Below are 24,822 nucleotides of genomic sequence, written 5' to 3'. Positions count from 1 at the left end.
ATGTAGCCACCGCCGAGGAATGGGGAAGTTCATAGGTTCCGAATCGAAACACCCTCCCATGGCAACGGAAGCCGCCCAGCACTCCGACACCTACGAGGAGTTCATCACGCTCGTCCAGCGAATCTCGAACGTCGGTGGCGCGCAGTCGGTCCTCAACTGGGACCAGGAGGTCATGATGCCCGAGGAGGGTACACCGGCCCGGTCGAAGCAGCTCTCCGCGCTCTCGGCGGTGAGCCACGAACTGCTCACCGGCGAGGAGATGTCGGGCTACCTCGACGAACTGGAGGAGTCGGACCTCGACGCCGAGCAGGAGGCGGTGGTCCGCGAGGTGCGCCGGAAGTACGAGCGCGCTGCACGCGTCCCGACGGACCTCGTCGAGACGATCTCCCAGACCGCCGCCGAGGCCCACCCGCTCTGGAAGGAGGCGAAGGCGGAGGACGACTTCTCCATCTTCGCACCGAAGCTCGAGGAGCTGGTCGAACTCAAGCGCGAGTACGCCGAGCACATCGACCCCGACCGCGACCCGTACGCGGTACTGTTCGAGGACTACGAGCCGTACCTCGGCCTCGACACCGCGGAGGAGACGCTGACCGAGCTCCGTGACGAGCTCGTCCCGCTCGTCGACGCGGTCCGCGAGTCCGACGTCGACCTCGCCACCCCGTTCGAGGGCGAGTTCGACGCCGACACGCAGGAGGAGCTGGCCCGCGACGTGCTCGACACGCTCGGCTACGACTGGGACCGCGGCCGCCTCGACGTCGCGCCGCACCCGTTCTCGACGGGCAACCAGTTCGACGCCCGCGTGACGACCCGGTTCGACGAGGCCGACCCGCTCGGCGCGCTCACCTCGACCATCCACGAGTTCGGCCACGCCACCTACACCCTCGGGCTGCCCGACGAGCACTACGGCACGCCGCTGGGCGAGTCCCGCGACCTCACCGTCCACGAGAGCCAGAGCCGCCTCTGGGAGAACCACGTCGGCCGGTCCGAGCCGTTCTGGGAACGCTTCCTCCCCGCGATGCAGGAGCGCTTCCCGCAGGTCGACGACGCCACGGCGCGTGACGTCTACGAGGCCGCCAACACCGTCAAGGAGGACAACCTCATCCGCGTCGAGGCCGACGAGCTGACCTACCACATGCACATCGTCGTGCGCTTCGAGATCGAGCGCGAGCTCATCTCGGGCGAGCTCGACGTCGAGGACGTCCCCGAGGTCTGGAACGACAAGTACGAGCAGTACCTCGGCATCCGCCCCGACACCGACGCCGAGGGCTGCCTGCAGGACATCCACTGGAGCCACGGCAGCTTCGGCTACTTCCCGACGTACTCGCTCGGCTCGGTCCTCGCCGCCCAGCTCTACGAGGCCGCCGAGGACGACCTCGGCAACCTCGACGAGCGCACCCGCGACGGCGAGTTCGACGACCTCCACGCGTGGCTCACCGAGCACGTCCACCAGCACGGCTGCCGCTACACCACCGACGACCTCGTCCGCGAGGCCACCGGCGAGGGCTTCACCGCCGACTACTTCCTCGACTACGTCACCGAGAAGTACGGCGCGCTCTACGACCTGAACTGAGTCCGATTTCGTTTCCCCGTTTTCGCTGTTCCAAATTCACCGTGAGCAGCTGGCATGGCGCGCGGCCGGCGAGCGAGTCCCGCGACCTCACGGGTGCCGAGCACTGGTGTGGCTCCACGAACGCAGTGATTCACACCCTTCGAACCGGGGGACAGACATAATGTGGCCGACCGTGTATGCTAGTCATGCACACGCCTGGTGGCGGCACCGAACTCGAACAGTCCGTCGAGGAGATCGAGTTTCTCGTCCGGTCAGCCCACCGTGTCGGCGTGCTGGGCGTTCTCTCGGAGCAGCCCAGTGACCGGGCCGAGCTGTGTGAGGCGACCGGGGCATCGTCACCGACGATGGGGCGCGTCCTCGCCGATTTCGAGGACCGCGGATGGGTCGTCCGCGACGGTCGAATCTACGAACTGACGCGACTCGGCGAGTTCGTGGCCGAGGAGTTCGTCGGGTTCTGCGAATCGATGGCGACAGAGCGAAAACTGCGCGACGTCTGGCGGTGGCTCCCCCGCGAGATGTCGCAGTTCGACGTCGACCTGTTCGAGGACGCGGTCGTCTCGTATCCGGGACCCGGCTATCCGTCCCGGCCACTCGAACGTATCGCGGAGCTGATCGGCGGGACGGAGTCGCTCCGCGGGTTCGGCGCGACGGTGGTGAAATCGAACAACCTGGAGGCGGCATTCACCCGGATACTGAACGGGATGGAGTCGGAGTACATCTACGACCCGGCGGTGTTCGAGGCTGTCTACTCGTGGAACCCCGAGCTGGTCACCGAGGCGACCGCCCTCGAGAACTGTACCCACCTCGTCCACGATTCGCTCCCGGACGGCGACCGGTGCGGGCTGCTCGTCCTCGACGACCGCGTCGCGATCTGCTGCCACGATGGCCCGGTGGGGGCGCTCAGGGCCGTCGTGGATACCGACTCGCCGGCGGCACGCGAGTGGGCCGAGTCGGTGTACCAGCTCGTCCGAGACGACGCGCGCCCGGTTGCGGACCCCGAGTCGTTCCTCACCGCGAGGCGAACGGGGTGACGGGAGGTGTGAGCGTTCACCGCCTGAAATATTTCACCAGACATCACGATTATCCGCCCGCCCGAATGGTCGCCTGGGAGGCGATCGAATGACCACCCAAGAACGGGCCAACAAGGACGTCATCCACCGATTCATCGACGAGTTCGTCAACGAGCAGAACTACGCCCTCGTCGACGACATCTTCACCGAGGAGTACACCCGTCACGACCCGGCGAGTCCCGAATCCGAATCGGGGCCAGAGCCCTGGGTCGAGTCCATGAAGGGCTTGCATCGGGCGTTCCCCGATGCAGCGGTTCACGTTGGCGAGCTGATCGCCGAGGGTGACCTGGTATCGTTCGAAGGCACCCTGACCGGCACACACCGGGGAGCGTTCCGTGGCATCGAACCGACCGGGACGTCGATCGAGATCCAGGGGAATGCGATGCATCGCGTCCGAGACGGCCAGATCGCAGAGACGTGGGCGACGTGGGACTTCCTTGGGCTACTGACACAGCTCGGGGTCGTCGAACCCTGGGGAAGTGAACGATGAGTTCCAAAGAGCACGTGCAACGGGTCTGGACGGCCGGCTCCTACGCCGACACCATCGGGCCGAGCTTCCTGTCGATGGCCGCCCATCTCGTCGACGCTGCCGCCGTCGATACGGACGACCGTGTCGTCGATGTCGCGTGCGGGACGGGGAACGTCGCCATCACCGCCGCACGCCGCGGGGCACAGGTGACTGGCCTGGACATCACCCCGGAGATGCTGGCAGACGCCCGGGAGAACGCCGCCATCGCGGGTGTCGACGATATCGAGTGGCGCGAGGGGGATGCGACGGCGCTTCCCTTCGAGGACGATGCCTTCGATGTCACCCTCTCCTGTGTCGGCCACGTGTTCGCGACGCCGCCGGAGGCCGCGGCGTCGGAACTCCTTCGAGTGACGAGGCCGGGCGGTCGGATCGCCTTCTCGTCGTGGACGCCCCGAAGCGTCGTCCCGGCGATGGCGAAGACGCTCCAGGCGTACCTGCCGCCCGACCCGGATGCACCCCCGCCCCCGTTCCTCTGGGGTGACGAGGAAGTCGTGCGAGAGCGACTGGCCGACGGGGTGACAGACCTCTCGTTCGAGACCGGTGTCGTCGAGCAGCTGTCGCTCTCGCCGTCGCACTCCTGGGAGCTGGTCCGTTCCCAGTCCGGACTGTTCATCGTCGCGCTCGAAGACGTGGACGAGGACGACTACCCGGCCCTGAGCGAGGACATGAGCGCGGCGATCGAGGAGTACTTCGACGAGAGCCGGAACGCCATCTCGATGGAGTACCGGATAACGACCGCGACCGTCGACTGATTCGGAACGGCGGCGGACTGCCATCGTCGTTCCGGATATCGCGCAGCCTTCGACCCGGAACCTGCCGATTCCTCGAGACGATTCCAGACACGATCCGATACGGAATCGAAGCGCTAACGTGTCCCTCCGCCCCAACGAACGGGCGTGCAACGTCTCCGTTCCGCGGCCGCCGAGCTCCGGACGCCCGGCGGACGCGCCCGTCTGTTCGCGATTCTGTCGCTCGTCTTTCTCGCGGTCGCGGTCGCGGGGTTCGTGACGATGCCGACCCAGCCGGTGTTGACCGTCGACGAGGAGCCGCCCGAGGAGAACACGCTCGTCGCCGTCCAGGGCTACCAGGACGGCGGGAAGGCCCTGGAGATCACGCCGGACGGCGAGGTGGCGTGGGAGTACAGCGAGCCGGACGACGTGTTCGACGTCGAGCTCGTGAACGAGTCGACGGTGCAGGTGTCGACCGCATCGACGGTGCCGGACTCGGAGTGCCCGGAGCCGTACGCCAGCGACGGCTACGACGGCTGCGTGCGGAACGCGCTCCAGCACGTCGACCGGGGGACGAACGACGTGGTCTGGGAGTACGCCTGGTACGACGTGGAGAAGCACGAGCACGAGCTCCACGACGCGGACCGGTACGTCGTCGACGGCGAGGCGCGCTACGCGATGGCCGACATGGGCAACGACCGCGTGTTCGCCGTCGACCACGACGGGAACCTGCTCTGGGAGTGGAACGCCACGGACGACTACGAGCGCCCCGACGGGATGGGGCCGGAGGGCGACTGGACGCACGTGAACGACGTGGACCGTCTCGAGCCGGGCGTGTTCCAGATCAGCCTGCGGAACTTCGACACCGTCGCCGAGCTCCACGTCGCGGACGACGGCGACGTGCGGGTCGAGCCGGTCGTGGGGCCGAACGCGTTCCACGCGGACGACGAGGGCGAGCTGTACGAGCAGCACAACCCCGACCGGCTCGCCGATGGCTCGCTCATCGTCGCCGACAGCGAGCACGACCGCATCGTGGAGTTCGGGCCCGACGGCGAGGTCGTCTGGGAGGTCGGTGGCAGCGCGAAGTTCGACTGGCCGCGCGACGGCGACCGGCTCCCCGACGGTGACACGCTCGTCGCCGACTCGTACAACGACCGCGTCGTCGAGGTGACCCCGGACGGGGAGGTCGTCTGGGCGGTGAACGTCGGCAATCTCGTCTACGAGGTCGACCGCGTCACCACGCCGCCGAACGCGAGCGACGGGAGCGTCCCCGCGCCGTCGGCCACCCAGGGCGACTTCTCGAGTGCGATGACCGACGCGAACGTCGTCTCCGAGTACCTCGCGTTCGGCGTCGCCGTCTCGAAGTACGTCCTGCCCTACGGCGTCGCCGAACAGCTGTACTGGCTGCTCGGGGCCGTCTTCTCGCTGCTGCTCGCGGGCGTCGAGCGCTACCGCGCGTCGTCGCGCTCGCTGTCGCTGCCGTCGCGCTGACCGTTCTCGCAGCCCTCACGACGGGCGAGCAGCGTCTCGAGGTCTTCCAGCAGGTCAGGGAGCACGAGCCGTGCGTCGGAATCGAAGGCGAAGAGCGTCCCCACGGACGGCTCGCCGGTCGGCGCGACGTAGACGAGTGTCCCGTCGTCGGTCCTGGCGACCACGCTCGCGGGTGTCGCGGCGTCCACGTCCATCGCGCGGCCGAGCCGCCGACAGCGAGCTCGGGCGATCTTCGCGGACAGGACGGCCGACTCGTCCCGCTCGTACACCACGGTCACCGAGTCAGCGACGCGGTGGGCGACGGTCCGGAGGCCGAACTCGCTCCGGGTGCGGACGAGCCGGACGAGCAGGTCGTCCGTGTACGGGGCGACGCCCGCGATGGCCGCCAGCTCCTCGGTCCGGGTGCCTCCCTCGCGGTGGAGCCGCTGCATGTACCCCAGCGCGAGGTCCTTCGCCTCGGCGAGCGTCTCCGTGCGGCCGAGGGTCAGCGGCGTCCAGTAGTCGTCGCCGAACAGGCGGTGAACCCGGACGAGGTAGCCACTCGCGGTCATCTCGCTGGCGCGGCCACGCGGCGAGTCGTAGCGCGGGAGGATACTCAGTGCGAGCTCGCGTGGTTCGTGGAAGTACTCCGCACCGTTCCGCCCCTCGTACTCGCGGACCCAGCCCGCTGGCAGGTCCCCGTCCATCTACAGGACCTTCCGCTGGCAGGTCCCACAGAGGTTCTCCTCCTTCACGTCGACCTCGCGGACCGTCGGGGAGAAGTTCATCACGCAGCGCTTGTTGTCACAGTGTTCGAGCCCCATCGTGTGACCGATCTCGTGGACGATCTCCTTGCGGATGCGGTCCTGGAAGATGTCCTCGGAGCTGCGGTTCGAGAAGCCACCGTCGCTCGAGGTCTGGAGCCGGTACGTCGAGACGACGCTCCCGCTCCCGTCGAGGTAGGCGAGCCCGAACACGTAGTTCCGCCGACGGTAGAACAGGTCCTTCGGCGTGACGCCGATGTTCTTGTCGCCCGTCCCGACCTGCTCCGCGAGCTGGATGAACTCCTCGGCGGAGTACTGGTTCCGCGTCGCGTCGTACGCGTCGCTCGGGAGCGGCTGTGGCTCGTGGATCGTCACGTCGCAGTCGTACACCGACCTGAGTCCCTCCGATGCCGCACGCTTGACGGCTGCGGAGACGTCCCCGACGGGGACGATGTCGACGAGCATGGAAAACCGTAAGGTAGCCCGGGCTATAAATATCCCGCCGTGGTCCCCGATTCGACCCCCGCGCTCGTCGACCGACTCGCACGCTTCGAGCGGGTCGTCGAGGTGGGTATCGGCAACCGGACGGACGTTGCCGCCGGACTCGCCGAGCGCGGCGTCGCCGTCACCGCGACGGACGTCCACGACCGGTCGGTTCCCGATGGTGTCGGCTTCGTCCGCGACGACGTGACCGACCCCGACCCGTCGGTGTACGCCGACGCCGAGGCGGTCTACGCGCTGAACTGCCCGCCGGAGCTCCAGCGCGCGGTCGTGGCGGTCGCCCGTGACGCGGGTGCGGCTTGCTTCGTCACCACGCTCGGTGGCGACCCGACGGCGGTTCGGGCGACGCCGGAGCCGATCCCGGGCGACACGCTGTTCGTCGTCGACACGGACACGCCCGGTGGTCGACGACGAGGCCGACGCGGTCGCGGCGGCCGGTGACGACGCGGTCGCGGTGGCCGGTGACGACGCGGTCGCGGCGGTCGATGACGCCGTCGTCGACCCCCGTGACGTCACCCCGACGACGGTGATGACCGGCAGCGACTGACGTCCGATAGGCCCATTACCCGGGGGAACAGATGGCGGGGTATGCAGGTGGACACGGTCGTGCTGGACGTCGACGGCGTGCTCGTCGACGTGGCCGACTCCTACCGGCGTGCCATCGTGGACGCCGTCGAGCACGTCTACGGCGAGACCATCGACCGTGCGGACGTGCAGGCGTTCAAGGACGCCGAGGGGTTCAACAACGACTGGGAGCTGACCTACGCCGCAGCGCTGTTCGTCCTCGCGAGACGGGAAGGCCTCGAACTCACCCTCGAGGAGTTCACCGGCGAGATACGCGAACACGGCGGGGGGCTGGACGCCGCCGAGCTCGTCGTCGGCAGCGAGATCGGGGCGAAGGCGCTCGACCGGGTCCACGAGGCGTGGGACACCGAACGCCTGCGAGACGTGTTCCAGCAGCTCTACCTCGGCAGCCAGCGCTACCGCGAACTCGAGGGCGGCGAGCCGGACATGGACCACACGGGCTACATCGAGGACGAGCCCATCATCGCCACGCCCGCGACGGTCGCGGCGCTGACCGAGCGCTGGAACGTCGGCATCGTCACCGGCCGACCCGCCGCCGAGGCCGACATCGCGCTCGACCGCGTCGGCCTCGACGTCCCCGACGAGCACCGGTTCACCATGGACGACTGGGAGGCCGGCAAGCCCGACCCCCACGCGCTCGTCACGCTCGCGGAGCGCTTCGACTCGGACTCGCTCGTCTTCGTCGGCGACACCATCGACGACATCCAGACCGCACGCAACGCCGCCACCGAGGACGGCAGTCGCGAGTACCACGCCGTCGGCGTCCTCAGCGGCGGGCTCTCCGGCGTCTCGGGCAAGGAGAAGTTCGTCGCCTACGGGGCCGAGGCCATCCTCGACGACGTGACGCTGCTGCCCGACCTGCTGGAGACGTAATCGCCCGCCGACGGCTAGGCAGCCTTTTCCGTCGCCATCGCCGACCCCTCTCCTGATGGGTACACGACTTCGACGACTCGGCTGGGCGCTCCCGATCGGCCTCGCTCCCGCGCTGGTCGGCGGTGCGACGCTCAGCCCGCCAGACCCGTTCACGAACATCGCGTACGTCGCGGCGGCCTTCGCCGTCACGCTCCTCCTCGGCTACCACGTCGCGACCATCGAGACGCCGGCGAACGAGGCGTCGCCGGACCCCGACCGACTCTGGCTGTTCGCCGGCACCCTCCTCGTGGTCATGCTCGCCACCGGTGCCGTCTTCACCCGGCTCGACCCCGGGCTGCTCTGGGACCTGCCGCAGGGCCAGCAGCTCGCCGCCGTCGCCGGCATCGTCGGCGGCCTGTTCCTGCTCGCCGAGCTGTTCGTCTACTACGGCCCGTACGACCGGTTGTACGGCGTGTTCAGGTGACCGAACGCCCCGTCCGAACCCGACTCCCGAGTAGCACCTTTTTTCTCCGCCGGTGACGTACGGACGGCCAACATGGGCCAGAGCATCTTCGGGCAGTTCTCCCTGCTGATCACGCTCGCGTTCGCGCTGCCGGCGATGGCGGCGGGCGTCGACCTCTTCTTCATCCAGGGCAACACCACCTGGGGCGCGGCGCTCATCGGCATCGGCGTCCTGATGATCCTGATGGAGAAGTACGTCGACAACCCGTTCGACGCGGGCAGCATCGTCGGCGAGACGGTCGTCGAGGCGGCGGTGAAGGAGCCCGACGAGGGAGACGACGGGGAGTAGTCAGGGGACGAGCGAGCGCGGGAACGCGCCCAGGGGCTCGCCGCCGTCGTCGGTGACGGCGACGAGGTCTGCCAGACGGACGGTGCCTTCTGCCGGGTCGGAGACACGCACGTCGAGCGCGAGCACCGCGCCGACGGGCAGCTCGTCCTCGTCCAGCGTGGGGCGTTCGCGGCGTTCGAGGCCGACGCCGTAGCCGCCGGACTCGGGTGCCGGATCGAAGCCGTACGCGGTCACCTCGGCGTCGAGCTCGGTCGCCACGGCGTCGGCACCGTCGGGCGAGAGTTCGGGGATGGCGGCGTCGAGTGCGCCCTCGGCGGCGAGCTGTGCGCGGCGGGTCCAGCCGCCGTCGCCGTCGACGACGAACGTGCGGACGAGCCGGCCGTGGTAGCCGTCGGGGCCCTGCGGTGCGAGGTCGACGACGACCGTCTGGCCTGGCTCGATGGTCGTCTCCGAGCGGGGCGTCGCGGGTGCGCCGTCGACGCCGATGGCGGTGTAGCCGGGCGACATCCCCTCTCCGGCGATGGCCGCGTCTATCTCGCGGCGGAGTCGGAGCGTGGTCAGGGGGGCGTCCTCCCAGTCGAGGCGCCCTTCGTGGGCGTGGGCCGCGTCGAGCACGGCGGCGGCGCGGCGCATCCCGGCGCAGGCGGCCGACTGCACCGTGGACTGGCGGAGGCGCTCGGCGTCGGTCTTGGCGACCCGTGCGTCGTCGACGACGGCCGTCGAGGCGACCTCGTAGCCCGCGTTCTCGAGGTAGAGTGCGGCGTCGTGCGGAATCGTTCTGGGTGTGAGGACGGTACCGTCGAGCCCGAGGTCGTCGAGCACGGTCGCGACGCGCTCGCCCGTCGGTATCTCGCCGCCGGCGGGCAGGACGCTGTCGCCGGGGAACGTCTCGCGGGCGGCGGCCGGGGCCTCGGCAGCGAGCAGCATGCTGGTATCTGCGGTGACGACCACGGCGAGCTCGCCGTCGATACGGCCGGCACGACCGAGGTAGCGGAGCGTGGGGTCGTCCTCGCGGCCGGCGTGGACGAACGCGCAGGCGTCACGGTCGCGGAGCTCCTCGCGGACGTGCTCGAACGGAACGGGAAGCGTCATCGCTCAGTCGGCGGCCTCGATGGGCTCGCTCGCCAGCTCTGCGAGCTCGTCCGTGGTGGCCCCGGTGAGCTCGTTGTTCAGCAGGACGTCGATGGGGAGCGTGGGCGCGCCGCTGACGAGGTTCTCGAGCAGGACCAGCCGTTCCCGGGCGCGGGACATCCCGACGTAGAAGACGCGGCGCTCGTTGTCGGTCAGCACCGGCACGGGCGAGGTGGTCTTCGTGAACTCGATGTCGTCGTCGAGCGCGTCCTCGTCGACGGTGGCGACCATCTGCTCGACGACCTTCTCGGTGAGGTCGGTGCCGACGAACACGTGGTCGGCCTCGCGACCCTTCGCGGAGTGGATGGTGCCGACGCGGACGGCGTCGCGCTCCATCCCGCGGTACTCCTGGGTCGCGAAGTACGCCTTCATCGACTTGCGCTGGAACGAGGTGACCTTCCGGACCATGTCCGAGGCCGACGCTGGCCCGGGCATGAACGGGACGAAGTCGGTGACGAGGCTCGGGTCCACGTCGAGTTCGGTGAGGTCCTCGACGCCCGCGTCCTCCTGCTCGGTGTCGATGGCGTCGAACAGGTCGTCGCGCTCGTTCGTGCCGAACGCGGAGTCCGCGAGCATGTCCGCGAGACGGCGGGCCTGCAGGCCGTTGATGTCCTCGTCCTCGTCGAGCGCCTCGACGGCGGTGACGTAGTCGTCGAGGCGGTCGGTCCACATGCGCTGGTCGGTCAGCGACTTGAACGGGATGCCCTCGGAGATGAACTCGTCGATGAACTGGAACATCTGGTAGCGCGCCCGGAACAGCACCATCACGGTGCCGTCGTCGTTCTGGACGGTGCGCCGGACGTTCCGGACGAGGTCGAGCATCGAGGGGTTCTCGACGGCCTCGACGCTCCCACCCTCCTTGCGCGGCTTCAGGTCCTTGTCCTGGCGCTTGTCGATGTGGCGGATCTCCCGGTTGACGACGTTCAGGATGCGCGAGGGCAGCCGGTAGGAGTTCGGCAGGATGACGTCCTCGTCGGGGTCGGCCTCGAGCAGCAGGTCGGGGTCGGCGCCCTGCCAGGCGTAGACGACCTGGTCGTCGTCACCGGCGATGAGCACGGTGTCCATGTGCGGTTTCCACTCCTCGTACACCTCGTGCTGGAGGGTGGTGATGTCCTGGAACTCGTCGATGACGAGGTGGTCGACGTTCGGGAGCAGCGAGCGCTGCTTCACCCGTTCGAGCATGTCGGCGAAGCCGGTGAGGTCGTGCTCGCCCTTGTAGCTCCGCCAGGCACGGATGACCTCGGGGACGTCGATGCGGTCGTCGTCCGAGGGCCACGTCGGCGTGTACTTGTTGCCGTCCTGTGCGTTCGGGTCGATCTCTGGCGGGAGCCGCACCTCCTCGACGTTCCACTGGAAGGGCACGTCGTACCAGTCGGCGACGTCGCGCTCGGTCCGCTGGAGCCACTGGGAGGTGGCGATGATCTTGTTCCCGATGGTGGTCGAGCGGGCGGTCCGACGGCCGGCGCCACCGTACTCGTCCTCGTACTCGATGCCGTACTCCTCGCAGAACTCCTCCTTGTCGGACTCGCTGACGACGTCGCCGCGGGAGAGGTTCAGCAGCTCGTACGCCTTCGCGTGCATCGTACAGACGTTGCCCTGCAGAGAACGGGGGTTGATGTCGAGTCGCTCGGCGAGGCGCTCACGGACCTCGGCGGCGGCGGCGCGGGTGTAGGAGACGACGAGGATGTCGCGGTGGCTGACGTCCTCTCGTTCGAGTAGTTCTTCGACGCGGTCGAGGAGGGCTGTCGTCTTCCCACTCCCCGGCCCACCGAACAGACGGGTGAGTTTCGTATCGGCGTCGCTCATTGCACATATACTGGAGGCCGATACGTATAAGAGCCGTGGGTTCGGTCGCCGGGCAGAATCGTGCGCCAGCGGCCCGATAGTGCGGGGCTGTGGGGAGACGTACTGCTGCGGGGAAACCTAGTTGTTCCGGGGGGATCGGGCCTCTCGGACGTCGCTGCCGTCGCGGATCTTGTCCTTGCAGTTGGGGCAGACGCGCGGGTCGTCGATCTCGCGTGGTGTGAACACTCGCGCGTACGCCTCGGTTACGAAGGACCCGCAGTTCTGACATTCCGGCATTTGAATCTCCAAGACTGTCTGATGGAATTATGTTTAATAACGTTACCGCCAAACCGCCCGTGTTGCCGCGTCTCATGTAACTGACAACACACCGCACGCTGGTGGTTCCACCGCGGGTGTCCCGTTCACAGGAGAATCGGCGCTGGCCGACGGTTACGCCGGGGTCGGCTCCCAGCCGCAGACCGAGCAGTCGTCGGCTGATTCGTCGTGCAGCGCCATGCAGTCGGGGCACTGTAGCTTGTTGTAGTTGTGGTCCCACCCTACTCGCTCTGTTTCGTGACCGCGGTCCGAGAGGAATTCGTCGAACACGTCGTCACCGGAGTCGGGTGCGGACGCCATATGCCATGATACACCACACCACGTTAAATCCGTTGTGGTGTGACACTCGTTGCCAAATGTAGCCGTCGGGTACCAGTGGCTGCCACCGCAGGCCGACGAGCGTGAGAGTCATGCAGCCGGGGCCCGAACCCCGTTGCATGACCGGCCTCTCGCTCTCGCCGACCCAGCTGGACCGCTACTCCCGGCACGTCATCATGGACGAGGTCGGTCCCGACGGGCAGGCGAACCTGCTCGACGCCTCGGTCTGCTGTGTCGGCGCCGGCGGGCTCGGCTCGCCCGTCCTCGCCTACCTCGCCGCCGCCGGCGTCGGTCGCATCGGCATCGTCGACGACGACACCGTCGAGCGGTCGAACCTCCAGCGGCAGGTCATCCACGGCGACGACGACGTCGGCCGCCCGAAGGTCGACAGCGCCGCGGAGTTCGTCGAGGGCCTGAACCCCGACATCGCGGTCGACCGCCACGAGCTCCGGGTCGACGCCGACACCGTCGCCGATCTCGTCGCCGACTACGACCTCGTCGTCGACGGCTCGGACAACTTCCCTACCAGATACGTCGTCAACGACGCCTGCGTCCTCGCCGAGAAACCGTTCGTCCACGGGGCCATCTACCGGTTCGAGGGACAGGCGACGACCTACCTCCCCGGCGGCCCCTGCTACCGCTGTGTCTTCCCCGAGGCACCAGAACCCGGCACCGTCCCGGACTGCGCGACGACCGGCGTGCTGGGCGTGCTCCCGGGCGTCGTCGGCGGCATCATGGCCACCGAGGTCGTCAAGCAGTTCGTCCCCGTCGGCGACCCCCTCGACGACCGGCTGCTCGTCTACGACGCCGCCGATATGACCACCGACGAGGTGCCCGTCGCGAAGAACCCGGACTGCCCGGTCTGCGGCGACGAGCCGACTGTCCGGTCGCTCGGTGACGTGTCCTACTCGGGGACGTGCGCGGTGGAGTGAGTCGCCTCAGTCCCGCAGGGCGACCACCTTGCTCCCGCCGGCGACGTACAGCGTCTCGCCGGCGACGGCGAGTTCCGGACCGCTGACTGTCTGCTCCCGCCGCCACAGCTCCGCCCCAGAGTCGGCGTCGAGTGCGACGAGCGGCGCACTGGACGCCCGGAACGGGCTGGCGTAGACGGTACCGTCGGCGACCACCGGCGTGCAGAGGCCGGCGTCTGGCTCGAACCGCCAGCGCTCCGTGCCGTCGGATGCGACGGCGACGAGCACGCCGTCCCGTCCGAGCGTGTCCGCCCACACGTCCGACGTGGCGACGTAGGCGACGCCGTCGGCGACTGCCGGCGGCTGTGGTGTCTCCTCGAACGGGATCTGCAGCAGCTCGCTCCCGTCGACCGTGTCGTACACCGACAGCCGTCCCCGCGACTGCGTGCCGGAGTCGGCGAGGGTGTTCGTCCCGCGGTAGAGGAGGCCGTCGCGCACGGCCGGGGGGCCGTAGCTCTCGTAGCCGTCGTAGTCGGCCGTCCAGCGCTCGTCGAGTGTCCGGTCGTCGACATCGCAGGCGCGGAACGACGAACGCCCGCCGTACAGCGACACTCCGTCCGTCGTTGCACTGTAGAGGGCGTCGTCGGTCCGTTCGACGATCTCGCCGGTGTCGGCGTGCAGGCACAGCGCCCCGTCCGAGGGGAAGAGGAACACCCAGCCGGCGCGTTCGACGAGGAAGTAGCCCCAGACGCCGCTGTCGGTCAGGTCGGTCGACCACTCCTCCTCTCCGTCGGTGGTCATCGCCGTGAGTCGGTCTCCGCCTCCGGCGTAGAGTCGCCCGGCGATCGCCTGCAGCGCTCCAGCGTCCCCTGGGACCGACTGCCGCCACCGCTCCTCGCCGGTTTCTGAGTCCAGTGCGAGCACGACGCCGTCGGTCTCGTTCCAGACGAACACGGACCCGTCGGCGACGATCAGCGAGTCCACGACGCCGCCGGCGTCGGCCTCCCAGTCGACGGTCGGCTCGCGCCGGGGCGGGGACGCGAACGGGTTGTGGTTCGTCCGGGCGGGACCGTACTGTTCGCTCGGCCAGGCGCCGGGTGCGGGGCTCCAGTCGGCGGGTACGCGGCGCTCGGGCGGTTCGACGTCGTCGCCGAGGAAGCCGTCGACGGTCGCACAGCCGGCGAGTGAACCGATACCGGCGGTGGCCAGCGAGGCGAGCACGTGACGACGGCCGCGGCTCGGGGTGGAGGGCGGATCGGACGACACACGCCCGGGTACCGATGGTGACGACAAGTGTCTTTCCCCGGACCACAGCACGTATTGTCGTCGCCACCAACGCGACGCATATGCCAGAGACGGACATCCGGAAGCTCGACCAGGCGACGGTCGAGCGCATCGCCGCCGGCGAGGTCGTCGAGCGCCCGGCGTCGGTGGTGAAGGAGCTCGTCGAGAACAGCCTCGACGCCGGCGCGACCCGGGTCGACGTCGCCGTCGAGAACGGCGGCGTCGACGGCGTGACGGTCGCGGACGACGGCGCGGGGATGACGGAGGCCGACGTGCGCGCGGCCGTGCGCGAGCATACGACGAGCAAGATACGAGACATCGACGACCTCGAAGGCGGGGTCGGGACGCTCGGCTTCCGGGGGGAGGCGCTGCACACCATCGGCGCGGTCTCTCGAACCACGATCCGAACGAAGCCGCGGGACCCGGACGACGGGCCCGCAGAGGGCACAGAACTCGTCTACGAGGGCGGGGAGGTGCAGTCAGTCCAGCCCGTCGGCCGTCCCGAAGGAACGACCATCGAGGTCGAGGAGCTCTTCTTCAACACGCCTGCGCGGAAGAAGTACCTGAAGACCCGCGCGACGGAGTTCAGCCACGTCAACCGCGTGGTGACGCGCTACGCGCTGGCGAACCCGGACGTGGCGGTCTCGCTCACCCACGACGACCGCGAGGTGTTCGCGACGACCGGGCAGGGCGACCTGCGCTCGGCCGTCCTCAACGTCTACGGGAAGGAGGTCGCCCGGGCGATGGAGTCGGTCGACGCGCCCGACCTCGAGGACGGCCCGCTCGGCGCGATCTCGGGCCTCGTCTCCCACCCCGAGACGACGCGGAGCACCCGCGAGTACGTCTCGACGTTCGTCAACGGCCGGTACGTCACCTCGAAGCTGGTCCGCGATGCGGTGCTGTCTGCCTACGGCGGCCAGCTCGCCGGCGACCGCTACCCGTTCGTCGTGCTGGACCTCTCGCTCGACGCCGGCGAGGTCGACGTGAACGTCCACCCGCGGAAGATGGAGGTCCGGTTCTCCGACGAGGCGGGGGTGCGCCGGCAGGTCCACGCCGCCGTCGAGGACGCGCTGCTCGACGCCGGCCTGCTCCGGTCGTCGGCCCCGCGCGGGAAGTCGAAGGCGGCCGAGGCGGACGTGCGGCCGGAGTCGACGGCGGAGTCCGACCCCGGCCAGGCGGACGAAGACACGCCCGTGGAGCCGACCGCCAGCGCCGGGGACGCCGCGGCTCGGGACACCTGGAACCGCGCATCGTCGGCGGAGCATCGAGCCTCGTCGACCGCCGAGAACGAACCGTCCCCGGAGACGGTGGCGTCGTCGTCGGCCGGGGCGGCGGATTCGTCGCCGTCGACGCCGACGGCGGACACCGAGCCACGAAGCGGAGCGACCGATACCGACGACGCGTCGACGACCGCGACGACCGACGCCACGTCCGAGTCGACCGACGCACCGGACTGGGGTAGCACCGAGACACGCGAGCGACCCACCGACCTCGGCGAGTTCGGCCCGGGCGACTCCCGGGCGTCGGGCGGCTGGCCGGAGCCGCCGTCGTCGAGCGAGCACGCCGGGCCGGCCACGGGGACCTCGGACGGGGCCGACGCCACGTCCGACGCCGACCGCAAGTTCGGTGGCGAGCGCACGCAGACGACGCTGACCGGCGAGGACGCCACGGAGCCGACCGACTACGACGCGCTCCCCCGGCTGGAGGTGCTCGGGCAGTACCGCGACACCTACTTCGTCGCCACGTCGCCCGACGGCCTCGTGCTCGTCGACCAGCACGCCGCCGACGAGCGCGTCAACTACGAGCGGCTCCGGGCCCAGTTCGAGGAGGGCGCGACGGCACAGACGCTCGCCGAGCCCGTCGAGCTCGAACTCACCGCCGGCGAGGCCGCGGCGTTCCCGGACTACCGGGAGGCGCTCTCGGCGCTCGGCTTCCGGGCCGAGCGGACGGGCGACCGGACGGTCGCGGTGACCGCCGTCCCCGCGGTGTTCAGGAAGACGCTCGACCCCGAGGACCTGCGGGACGTGCTCGCCGGCTTCGTCGCCGAGGGGGCCGACGGCGAGGCGACCGTGGACGAGCTGGCCGACGAGTTCGTCGCCGACCTCGCGTGCTACCCCTCCATCACGGGCAACACGTCGCTCACCGAGGGCTCCGTGGTCGACCTGCTCGCGGCGCTCGACGACTGCGAGAACCCGTGGGCCTGCCCACACGGCCGCCCGACGCTCGTCTCGTTCCCGGACGACGAGATCGAGGCGCGCTTCGAGCGGGACTACCCGGGCCACGGTGGCTGACCGTGCGGACCATCGACGGCGGCGACGGCGGCGGACAGGTGCTCCGGTCGGCGCTCTCGCTCGCGGCCGTGCGCGGCGAGGCGGTCCGGGTCGAGAACGTCCGTGGGAACCGTCCGAACCCCGGCCTCAAACACCAGCACCTCGCTGGCCTCGCGGTCATCGCGGCGGTCTGTGACGCTGAGGTCTCGGGCGACGATCTCGGCAGCGAGACGGTCGTCTTCGATCCCGGCGACCCCGACCCCGGCGAGTACGCCGTCGACGTGGGGACGGCGGGAGCCGTCACGCTCGTCTTCGAGACGCTGCTACCCCTCTCGGCGACCCTCGACGCCCCGATCTCGGTGACCGCGACCGGCGGGACCGACGTGGCCTGGTCGCCGACGCTCGACTACTACCGGCGGGTCCGGCTGCCGCTCGCCCGTCGGTTCGGCCTGCACGCCGCCGTCGAGCCGGCTCGCAGGGGGTTCTACCCGGAAGGTGGCGGTGAGGCGACGCTACACGTCGCGCCTGGTGCGCCCCGGTCGTGCTCGCTCACGGAGCGCGGCGACCTCGACGGTGTCCGCGTCAGCTCGGTCGCCTCGGACGACCTCGCCGACGCCGAGGTGGCCGAACGACAGGCACGGGCGGCGACCGCGGCCGTGCGGGCGGCCGTCGACGTCCCGGTCCGGGAGCGGTGCGTCGCGACCGTCGACGCCCGGTCGACCGGCTCCGCCGTCCTCGTCGTGCTGGAGTACGCGGACAGCGTCGCCGGCTTCGACGCGCTCGGTGAGCCGGGTCGACCGGCCGAGGACGTGGGTGAGTCGGCCGCGGGCGACGCTGTGGCGTTCCACGAGGGCCCAGGCGTCGTCGACGAGTACGCAGCGGACCAGCTCGTGCTCCCCCTCTCGCTGTGCGGTGGCCGGGCCCGGCTCGCGGCGGTCACCGACCACGTCGAGACGAACGTCGCGGTCGCCCGAGCGTTCGGCTTCGACCTGTCGCTCGAGGAGCACGACGCCGGTGCGGTCCTGTCGGGCTGACACCACCGTCCCGCCGTTCGATTCGCCACCGGCCAGCGGCGTGTGGTGGGGACACTTATACCAGTGCCGTCCGTTCGACCGCACATGAGTGCTGCGAGCCAGTCGGCGGCGACGCCGGGAGGAGACAGATGAGCGACGACCTCGTCACGTTCGGCGAGTCCATGCTGCGGCTGTCACCGCCGGGCAACGAGCGGATGGAGACGACCGGACAGCTGGAGGTTCACGCCGCAGGGGCCGAGTCCAACACCGCCATCGCAGCCGAGCGGCTGGGCGCGAAGGCCGCCTGGATGTCGAAGCTGCCGGACACGCCGCCGGGACGGCGCATCGCGAACGGCATCCGCCAGCACGACATCACCACGGACGTGGTCTGGTCCGAGGAGGGCCGCCCGGGCACCTACTACCTCGAACACGCCGGCAAGCCCCGCGGGACCAACGTCGTCTACGACCGCGCCGACTCCGAGTTCTCGACGGCCGCCGCCGAGGAGTTCAACCTCGACCGGGTCCGCAACGCCACCGCCTTCTACACGACCGGCATCACGCCCGCGCTCTCCGAGCAGATGCGCGAGACGACCGTCAACATGCTCAGCGTCGCCCGCAACGCCGGGACGATGGTCGCCTTCGACGTCAACTACCGGCGCAAGCTCTGGTCGCCCGAGGCGGCCCGGAACACCATCACGCGGCTGTTCCCCGCCATCGACGTGCTCATCATCGCCGCGAAGGACGCCGAGGCCGTGCTCGACTACGACGGCGAGCCGACCCAGCTCGCCCACCACCTCGCCTCCGAGTACGAGTTCCGCACCGTCGTCGTCACCCGCGGCGCACACGGCGCGGTCGCCATCCACGACAACGTCGTCCACGAGCAGGACGCCTTCGAGACCGACACGCACGACCCCATCGGCTCCGGCGACGCGTTCACCGGTGCGTTCCTCGCCCGCCGTCTCTCCGGCGACGACGTCGGTCGTGCGCTGCAGTACGCGACCGCGACCGCCGCGCTCAAGCGGACCATCCCCGGCGACGTGGCCACCGTCACGAAGTCCGAGGTCGACGCCATCGTCGCCGACCGGACCGAGGACATCTCGCGCTGACGGCCGGGTCGCCATCCTCGGAACCTGAGAGGAGTAGCCGTTATTTATAGCCGCCCGACCAGTAGCTTCAGGTATGACCTACGTCGTCCCGTTCGACGATCAGCGACTCTCGCGTGTCGCGCTCGACCGCGCGCAGTCGTACGCGAGTCTGACCGACGAGCGCGTGGTCGCGGTCTCGGTGGTCCCGAGGAGTCCCGGCTACGCCAGAGAGCGAGACTGGCTCGCCCCTGAGGAGAGCTTCGACGCGAAGCTGGTACTCGAGCGACTCGCCGAGTCTGTCGAGTCCATCGCGCCGACGGCCGAGTTCGAGTACGTGCTCGCGGACAGGTACGTCTCTCCAGGGACCATCTCCTCGAAGATCCGACGGACCGCACGGAAGCTGGGTGCGACGGTCGTCTTCGTCGGGAGCGAGAACGCCGGTCGGATGCTGACCACGCTCCGGAGCGTCGGCCACAGCGTCGCGGCCGACGACACGTACGACGTCCACATCGTCCGGCGCGCCGAGCCGACCGGTGTGGCCGTTCTCGACGAGCGGTCCACGCTGTTCGAGGACTGAAACCCAACTGGTTCGGTATCTGCCTTTTACTATACGCCGATCTCCCAACTCGATTAGGGGCTCGTTATACCACTCACTCTGGTCACGTGAGGGATGCGATGAATCGAATGGCACCGCTGCTGGCCGCCCTGCTGGTCGTCGCCTCCGTCGCGACACCCGCAGCGGCAGCAGTCACGGCCGATCGAACCGAGACGCAAGAAGCCTACGCTGGTACACACGTGAGCTACGACGTGCAGGACGACGCGGTCGTCGACTACACCGTCGACAACGAGACGATGGTGGAGTCGATGCGCGTCGAGTCCCAGTCGAACTACGAGAGCCGCGCGGACGTGAGCGGCGAGTTCGACCTCGAGACCGTCGTCGAGCTGGACGGGCTCGGACTGGAGATGGGTGCGTCCTCGACGACGCAGGCCACCGTCCAGACCGAGGGCTCGGCCAGCATCGTCGCTCACGACAACGAGGACGGGACGCTGGTCGTCCACGGTGGCGAGAACGGTCAGTTCGTCGAGGCCCAGGTCAGCAGCGATGCCGAGGCGGCGGCCGCGTCCGACGACCGCGTGGTCGTCGAGACCGGGAACGGCACGACGGGCACCTTCATCGTCGTCGGTGACGGGAACGTCACCGTCAACGAGGCGGGGAACGTCACCGCCGAACTCGGGAGCGACGCGTCGCTCGTCTTCCGCGAGTCCGGAGAGGAGCGCACCGACGGCGAGGAGCGCGTCGAGCGCATGATCGCCAACGGCACCGCGACCGCCGAGGTCTACGTCGAGCAGCAGGACGGCGAGACCGTCGAGGACACCGTCACCTACGGTCAGGACACCACCGTCGAGGCCGCCCAGGAGAGCGAGCACACGGTCAACATGACCGTCGAGCGCTCGCAGAGCCAGGGCAAGGTCGTCGTGACCCACGTCTCCGACGCCGTCGTCGAGGCGGGTGACTCCGTCGACGTGATGGTCGACGGCGAGGCGGCCGCACAGGCCGAGAGCACGAGCGAGCTCCGCGCCGCGACCCAGGACGGTGACGAGTCGATGTACTACGTCGCCGAGGACGCGTCCGCACAGGCCGAGGCGTCCACCACGGTCATGGTGGCGTTCAACCACTTCTCCGAGCGGACCGCCTCCATCCAGGGCGAGGAGACGACCGACGGAACCGACGGGACCGACGGTGACGACAGCGACGGAACCGACGGCGACGACAGCGACGACTCGGGTAGCGGCATGCCCGGCTTCGGCGTGACCACCGCGCTCGCCGCCCTCGTCGGTGCGGCGTTCGTCGCGGTGCGCGCCCGGAGCTGACGCCTCCGACCCCGTTGGAGTTCCCCCGTCGTATCGCCCTCGAACCGACGCCGCCCCGACGCGAATGCGGGCGGCGCACACTGCTGGCGAATCCCTTTTTGTGTGTCACCCCGAGGGGTGAGCATGACACACGTCGCTATCGTCGGCGCCTACGGCAGCGCCGGCGTCGCGGTCGCCGGCGAGTTGGCCGACGAACCGGGCGTCGAACTCACCCTGATCGACGACGGCGACCCCGGCGGCGGCCTCTGCATCCTCCGTGGCTGTATGCCCTCGAAGGAGGTGCTCTCTGCCGGCGCACACAGGTTCCAGGCCAGACACGACGACCGGCTCGCAGGCGACCTCCCCGATGTCGACCTCGACGCCGTCGTCGACACGAAGGACGAGCACGTCGCCGGCTTCGCCGAACACCGACGGGCGGCGGTCCAGGACCTCGCCGAGCGCGAGGACGTCGAGTTCCTGCGTGACACCGCGCGGTTCGTCGACGACCGCACGCTCGCCGTCGGCGACCGGACCGTCGACGCCGACTACGTCGTCGTCGCCACGGGGTCGACGGTGAACGTTCCCGACCTGCCCGGCATCGACGAGGTCGACTTCCGGACGAGTGCGGACGTGCTGGACTCGCGGTCGTTCCCCGACTCCGCGCTCGTCATGGGCTTCGGCTACGTCGGCATGGAGCTCGTCCCCTACGTCGCCGAGGCCGGCGGCACCTCCCTGACGGTCGTCGAGCACGACGCGCGGCCGCTCGACGAGGCCGACCCCGCCTTCGGCGACACCCTCGCCGACCTCTACGAGGAGCAGTTCGACGTCGACATCCTCCGGCACACCCACGAGCAGCGGCTCGAACCGACCGACGACGGCGGCGTGCGTCTCCACGTCGAGCGCGAGGGCGACCACGAGGTCCACGAGGCCGACGAGCTGTTCCTGTTCACCGGCCGACGGCCGAACCTCGACCGCCTCGGGCTCGAATCGACCCGGCTTGTCCCGGGGGAGGGCTGGGTCCACGACACCATGCAGGCCCGCGACGACGACCGCGTGTTCGTCGTCGGCGACGCCAACGGGAAGGAACCCATCCTCCACGTCGCCAAGGAACAGGGGTTCCAGGCGGCAGCGAACATCCTCGCACACAGCCGCGGCGACGCGCTCGAGCCGTACGAGAACGTCCACCATCACGTCGTCTTCTCCGGGCTCGGCGTCTACCCCTACGCCCGCGTCGGCCACTCGAAGGCGAGCGCCGAGGCCGCCGGCATCGACCACGTGCACGTCACGCGCGAGGCCAGCGACGACGGCGTGTTCACGACGAAGGACACTCCCGAGGGGCGCGCCTCGCTCGTCGTCGACGCCGACGACGGCACCGTCCTCGGCTACCAGGGGCTGCACCACCACGCCGACGTGATGGCGAAGACGATGCAGGTCGTCGTCGAACTCGGTCTCGACGTGCGCGAGGTGCCCGACCGGGCGTTCCACCCGACCACGCCCGAGATACTCGACGGGCTGTTCCGGGACGCGGCAGCACAGGTCAGAACGAATCCATAATTTTCTCCAGGCTCCCGAATTCAACCAGCAGAGCTGTGCTAACTGCTGTCCATACGTGTTTATCTCCTCATAGCTCGTACTGCGGGTATGGCATTCAGAACCTTCGACGACATGGACAGCATGTTCGACCAGATGGACCAGATGTTCGACGAGATGCGAGCCGGCTGGATGGGCATGACCCCTCGCGGGATGACACCCCAGCTCGAGTCCGGCCGCGACACCGACGTCACGACCTACGGCGACAGCGCGACCAGCCTCACCGAGCGCAACGGCAGCTACGTGTTCGTGATGGACCTGCCCGGCTTCGAGCGCGAGGACATCGAGCTCACCTACCGCGACGGCTTCCTCCACGTCGACGCGGTCACCGAGATCGACCACGACTCCGAGTTCGTCTCCATGCACCAGTCGCGCCGCAGCAGCGAGCGCGTGCGCATCCCCGGCGAGATCGTCGCCGAGGAGATCGAGGCGACCTACCGCAACGGTGTCCTCGAGGTCCACCTCCCCATGCTCGGGGGTGAGGACGACTACCACATCTCCATCCAGGACTGAGCGACATCTCCATCCAGGACTGAGCGGTTCAGGACGACGGAACCACGACCGGCCACCGTGACCGGTCCCCGGTCCGCGACCGGACCGTCGGTTCGCTCTGTGCTGATCTCCACGGGGCGGATTTTTAATTCTTGAAGTAAAGAACTTCAATCTATAGTTATAGAAAAGGAATTATAGATTAACTTTAATCTATTGGCCGATAAGCGAGAGGTATGCGCACACATCTGAGTACCGCCGTGATGCTCATCGGGCTGGTCGTGACGGCCGGCTCCGGCTGGTACATCGCAAAGGGCCCCTTCTTCGGCTTCGCGACGCCACCGCTGGCCTCCATTCTGGCCGCGACCGGAATCTTCGTCTTCGGCATCATCGTCTTCGGCTGGGGACTGAGCAGTCGCATCGACGCCGGCCGGGGGACCGAGCGCGTCGTCCCCAGCAACGAGAAGGTCTAGAACAGCGGCGTCAGTTCCTCGTCGCCGTCGTCGAGCAACGCCTCGAGGTTCGCGTCCGACTGCGAACGGATCTCCTCCAGATTGTCCATCGCCTCGATGGCGACCTGCTGGAGCCCCTTGATGCGGGGCACGTCGGTCACACCCGACAGCAGGACCACGCAGGCGACCGAGTGCTCGTCCGGCAGCGGATAGTCACCGCCGCGGATCTCCATCGAACCGGTCTGCTCCTCCAGCCAGCGGCGACCGTGCTCGATGCCCTTCCGGTTGAGGTACTCCGGCGGCCCGGCCGTGACGAGCAGCCCCCGCTCCACGCCGTTGAGCTCGCACGGGAGCGTGAGCCGTCCGAGCGCCGCCTTCCGGACGAGCGACGTGATGCGGTTCGTGGTGTCGGTCTCGTCCAGCTCCTTCTTCGAGAACCGCGAGAACAGCCCGCCCTTCTCTCGCTCGACGTGGTCGACGGCGTAGCCGATGGTCGAGACGCCGCCGCTGCCGAGCGTGTTGATGATCTCGGAGGCGTCGACGACCGACTCGCCGACCGCGCCGCCGTCGTCGACCTCGCCCGCGCCGAACAGCACCGCGAGCCGGCGCACCAGCTCCTCGTTGATGCCCGCGTAGCCCTCGCCCAGGGACTCGCCCGTGTGCCGCCACGACTCGTTGTCGAAGACGATGAGGTTGTCCACCTCGCGGACGAACGTCTGGAACGACCGCGCCGCGTTCAGCGTGTACAGCCCGCCCTCGTCGGAGCCCGGCAGGATGCCCAGCCCGTAGACGGGTTCGGCGTACAGTCGCTTCAGGTGCTTCGCGAGCACCGGGGCACCGCCCGAGCCGGTGCCGCCACCGAGCCCGGCGACGACCATGAACGCGTCGACCTCGTGGACCGGCACGTCGTCCAGCGCCGCCTGTATCTCCTCGATGTCCTCCTCGGCGACCTCCGCGCCGAGCTCGTTGTCCGCGCCGACGCCGTGGCCCTTCACCCGGGTCTGCCCGATGAGCACCTGCCGGTCCTTCGGGATGTGCTTCACCCCGCGCAGGTCGGCCTCGGCGGTGTTCACCGCGATTGCCGCCCGGACGGTCTTCCCCCTGGTCTGCCGGTCGAACTCGACGAACCGGTCGACCACCTTCCCACCGGCCTGGCCGAAGCCGATCATGGCGAGCTTCACTGGCGGACCACCCTGGAGACTCGCGTCGATACTGTACTCATGGTGACCAGTTACGCCCCCCGTGCAGATAAATACAGACGCCGACTCGGGGTACTGATTGGACGGTGTGGCCACCCGACCATCCGACTGGCGCGCGGCTGTCTCGGAATCGCTTGCGATTCCGATGGCCAGTGAGAGCTTGCTCTCACCCTGGCGAGACCGCGAGCGGTGCGCGGGGCGAGCGCCAGCGAGTCCCGCGATGCGAAC

General features: G+C 69.1%; 27 protein-coding genes. 19 read left to right on the top strand and 8 right to left on the bottom strand.

Annotation, left to right across the window (positions count from 1 at the left end; genetic code table 11):
- The first annotated feature begins 58 nt into the window (after positions 1-58).
- From ACSG06_RS20430 to ACSG06_RS20410, 5 genes are all read left to right on the top strand, one after another.
- Positions 59-1,570 carry a carboxypeptidase M32 gene (locus ACSG06_RS20430; protein WP_440992134.1) on the top strand — a complete coding sequence of 504 codons (1,512 nt, stop codon included), beginning with the start codon at positions 59-61 and terminating at the stop codon, positions 1,568-1,570.
- Between the two features lie 176 nt (positions 1,571-1,746).
- Positions 1,747-2,601 carry a helix-turn-helix transcriptional regulator gene (locus tag ACSG06_RS20425; RefSeq protein WP_440992133.1) on the top strand — a complete coding sequence of 285 codons (855 nt, stop codon included), beginning with the start codon at positions 1,747-1,749 and terminating at the stop codon, positions 2,599-2,601.
- A gap of 88 nt (positions 2,602-2,689) precedes the next feature.
- Positions 2,690-3,130: an ester cyclase gene (locus ACSG06_RS20420; RefSeq protein ID WP_440992132.1), complete on the top strand. Its 441-nt coding sequence runs from the start codon at positions 2,690-2,692 to the stop codon at positions 3,128-3,130.
- Positions 3,127-3,921 (top strand): class I SAM-dependent methyltransferase, encoded by a 795-nt coding sequence (locus ACSG06_RS20415; protein ID WP_440992131.1) that lies wholly within the window; start codon positions 3,127-3,129, stop codon positions 3,919-3,921. The genes ACSG06_RS20420 and ACSG06_RS20415 overlap by 4 nt, the downstream gene beginning before the upstream one ends.
- Positions 3,922-4,065: 144 nt before the next feature.
- Positions 4,066-5,388 (top strand): NHL repeat-containing protein, encoded by a 1,323-nt coding sequence (locus ACSG06_RS20410; RefSeq protein ID WP_440992130.1) that lies wholly within the window; start codon positions 4,066-4,068, stop codon positions 5,386-5,388.
- Here ACSG06_RS20410 and ACSG06_RS20405 read toward each other — a convergent pair.
- Both ACSG06_RS20405 and ACSG06_RS20400 read right to left on the bottom strand, forming a co-directional pair.
- Complete coding sequence (locus ACSG06_RS20405) at positions 5,346-6,074, bottom strand: hypothetical protein (protein ID WP_440992129.1); 729 nt, start codon at positions 6,072-6,074, stop codon at positions 5,346-5,348. The genes ACSG06_RS20410 and ACSG06_RS20405 overlap by 43 nt on opposite strands.
- Positions 6,075-6,596, bottom strand: coding sequence for an archaemetzincin family Zn-dependent metalloprotease (locus tag ACSG06_RS20400; protein ID WP_440992128.1), 522 nt, complete (start codon positions 6,594-6,596; stop codon positions 6,075-6,077).
- Between the two features lie 39 nt (positions 6,597-6,635).
- Here ACSG06_RS20400 and ACSG06_RS20395 point away from each other — a divergent pair, with 39 nt between their 5' ends.
- The 5 genes from ACSG06_RS20395 (at position 6,636) to ACSG06_RS20375 (ending at position 8,880) form a co-directional block, all read left to right on the top strand.
- Positions 6,636-7,073 carry a UPF0146 family protein gene (locus tag ACSG06_RS20395; protein WP_440992127.1) on the top strand — a complete coding sequence of 146 codons (438 nt, stop codon included), beginning with the start codon at positions 6,636-6,638 and terminating at the stop codon, positions 7,071-7,073.
- Positions 7,033-7,179, top strand: coding sequence for a hypothetical protein (locus ACSG06_RS20390; RefSeq protein ID WP_440992126.1), 147 nt, complete (start codon positions 7,033-7,035; stop codon positions 7,177-7,179). The genes ACSG06_RS20395 and ACSG06_RS20390 overlap by 41 nt, the downstream gene beginning before the upstream one ends.
- Before the next feature lie 41 nt (positions 7,180-7,220).
- Positions 7,221-8,090: a TIGR01548 family HAD-type hydrolase gene (locus ACSG06_RS20385; protein WP_440992125.1), complete on the top strand. Its 870-nt coding sequence runs from the start codon at positions 7,221-7,223 to the stop codon at positions 8,088-8,090.
- A gap of 55 nt (positions 8,091-8,145) precedes the next feature.
- A complete protein-coding gene (locus ACSG06_RS20380; RefSeq protein ID WP_440992124.1) occupies positions 8,146-8,553 on the top strand; it encodes a hypothetical protein in 408 nt (135 codons plus the stop codon).
- A gap of 72 nt (positions 8,554-8,625) precedes the next feature.
- On the top strand, positions 8,626-8,880 hold the full coding sequence (locus ACSG06_RS20375; RefSeq protein WP_440992123.1) for a DUF7533 family protein: 255 nt from the start codon (positions 8,626-8,628) through the stop codon (positions 8,878-8,880).
- Here the strand turns inward: ACSG06_RS20375 and ACSG06_RS20370 are convergent, their stop codons facing one another.
- The 4 genes from ACSG06_RS20370 to ACSG06_RS20355 form a co-directional block, all read right to left on the bottom strand.
- Positions 8,881-9,972 (bottom strand): M24 family metallopeptidase, encoded by a 1,092-nt coding sequence (locus tag ACSG06_RS20370; protein ID WP_440992122.1) that lies wholly within the window; start codon positions 9,970-9,972, stop codon positions 8,881-8,883.
- Between the two features lie 3 nt (positions 9,973-9,975).
- Entirely contained in the window at positions 9,976-11,817 is a 1,842-nt protein-coding gene (locus ACSG06_RS20365) for a UvrD-helicase domain-containing protein (RefSeq protein ID WP_440992121.1), read from the bottom strand.
- Positions 11,818-11,934: 117 nt separating this feature from the next.
- Positions 11,935-12,093 carry a DUF7563 family protein gene (locus tag ACSG06_RS20360; RefSeq protein WP_256399502.1) on the bottom strand — a complete coding sequence of 53 codons (159 nt, stop codon included), beginning with the start codon at positions 12,091-12,093 and terminating at the stop codon, positions 11,935-11,937.
- Positions 12,094-12,246: 153 nt separating this feature from the next.
- Positions 12,247-12,432 carry an HVO_0416 family zinc finger protein gene (locus ACSG06_RS20355; protein WP_440992120.1) on the bottom strand — a complete coding sequence of 62 codons (186 nt, stop codon included), beginning with the start codon at positions 12,430-12,432 and terminating at the stop codon, positions 12,247-12,249.
- Between the two features lie 137 nt (positions 12,433-12,569).
- Here ACSG06_RS20355 and ubaA point away from each other — a divergent pair, with 137 nt between their 5' ends.
- On the top strand, positions 12,570-13,382 hold the full coding sequence (gene ubaA / locus ACSG06_RS20350) for an SAMP-activating enzyme E1 (RefSeq protein WP_440992119.1): 813 nt from the start codon (positions 12,570-12,572) through the stop codon (positions 13,380-13,382).
- A gap of 6 nt (positions 13,383-13,388) precedes the next feature.
- Here ubaA and ACSG06_RS20345 read toward each other — a convergent pair whose 3' ends face one another.
- Positions 13,389-14,627 carry an outer membrane protein assembly factor BamB family protein gene (locus ACSG06_RS20345; RefSeq protein WP_440992118.1) on the bottom strand — a complete coding sequence of 413 codons (1,239 nt, stop codon included), beginning with the start codon at positions 14,625-14,627 and terminating at the stop codon, positions 13,389-13,391.
- Positions 14,628-14,707: 80 nt separating this feature from the next.
- Between ACSG06_RS20345 and mutL the strand changes: the two genes are divergently transcribed.
- The 8 genes from mutL (at position 14,708) to ACSG06_RS20305 (ending at position 23,416) form a co-directional block, all read left to right on the top strand.
- Entirely contained in the window at positions 14,708-16,936 is a 2,229-nt protein-coding gene (mutL, locus tag ACSG06_RS20340; RefSeq protein ID WP_440992117.1) for a DNA mismatch repair endonuclease MutL, read from the top strand.
- 2 nt (positions 16,937-16,938) lie between these two features.
- Positions 16,939-17,949 (top strand): RNA 3'-terminal phosphate cyclase, encoded by a 1,011-nt coding sequence (gene rtcA / locus ACSG06_RS20335; protein WP_440992116.1) that lies wholly within the window; start codon positions 16,939-16,941, stop codon positions 17,947-17,949.
- A gap of 128 nt (positions 17,950-18,077) precedes the next feature.
- Positions 18,078-19,034 (top strand): bifunctional 2-dehydro-3-deoxygluconokinase/2-dehydro-3-deoxygalactonokinase, encoded by a 957-nt coding sequence (kdgK1, locus tag ACSG06_RS20330; RefSeq protein ID WP_440992115.1) that lies wholly within the window; start codon positions 18,078-18,080, stop codon positions 19,032-19,034.
- A gap of 73 nt (positions 19,035-19,107) precedes the next feature.
- Positions 19,108-19,590 carry a universal stress protein gene (locus ACSG06_RS20325; protein ID WP_440992114.1) on the top strand — a complete coding sequence of 161 codons (483 nt, stop codon included), beginning with the start codon at positions 19,108-19,110 and terminating at the stop codon, positions 19,588-19,590.
- Between the two features lie 98 nt (positions 19,591-19,688).
- On the top strand, positions 19,689-20,885 hold the full coding sequence (locus ACSG06_RS20320; RefSeq protein WP_440992113.1) for a PGF-CTERM sorting domain-containing protein: 1,197 nt from the start codon (positions 19,689-19,691) through the stop codon (positions 20,883-20,885).
- A 123-nt stretch (positions 20,886-21,008) separates the two neighbouring features.
- Positions 21,009-22,418 (top strand): dihydrolipoyl dehydrogenase family protein, encoded by a 1,410-nt coding sequence (locus tag ACSG06_RS20315; protein WP_440992112.1) that lies wholly within the window; start codon positions 21,009-21,011, stop codon positions 22,416-22,418.
- 87 nt (positions 22,419-22,505) lie between these two features.
- Positions 22,506-22,967, top strand: coding sequence for an Hsp20/alpha crystallin family protein (locus ACSG06_RS20310; protein ID WP_440992111.1), 462 nt, complete (start codon positions 22,506-22,508; stop codon positions 22,965-22,967).
- A gap of 212 nt (positions 22,968-23,179) precedes the next feature.
- Positions 23,180-23,416 (top strand): DUF8132 family protein, encoded by a 237-nt coding sequence (locus tag ACSG06_RS20305; RefSeq protein WP_440992110.1) that lies wholly within the window; start codon positions 23,180-23,182, stop codon positions 23,414-23,416.
- Here the strand turns inward: ACSG06_RS20305 and ACSG06_RS20300 are convergent.
- Positions 23,413-24,576 (bottom strand): tubulin/FtsZ family protein, encoded by a 1,164-nt coding sequence (locus ACSG06_RS20300; protein ID WP_440992109.1) that lies wholly within the window; start codon positions 24,574-24,576, stop codon positions 23,413-23,415. The two genes, ACSG06_RS20305 and ACSG06_RS20300, sit on opposite strands and share 4 nt — an antisense overlap.
- Positions 24,577-24,822 lie beyond the last annotated feature (246 nt).

Origin of the sequence: Haloarchaeobius baliensis (assembly GCF_052060055.1) — an archaeon.
GTDB lineage: Archaea > Halobacteriota > Halobacteria > Halobacteriales > Natrialbaceae > Haloarchaeobius > Haloarchaeobius baliensis.
The sequence above is the reverse complement of the archived record's forward strand: the minus strand, read 5'-3'. Positions and strand labels throughout refer to the sequence as shown.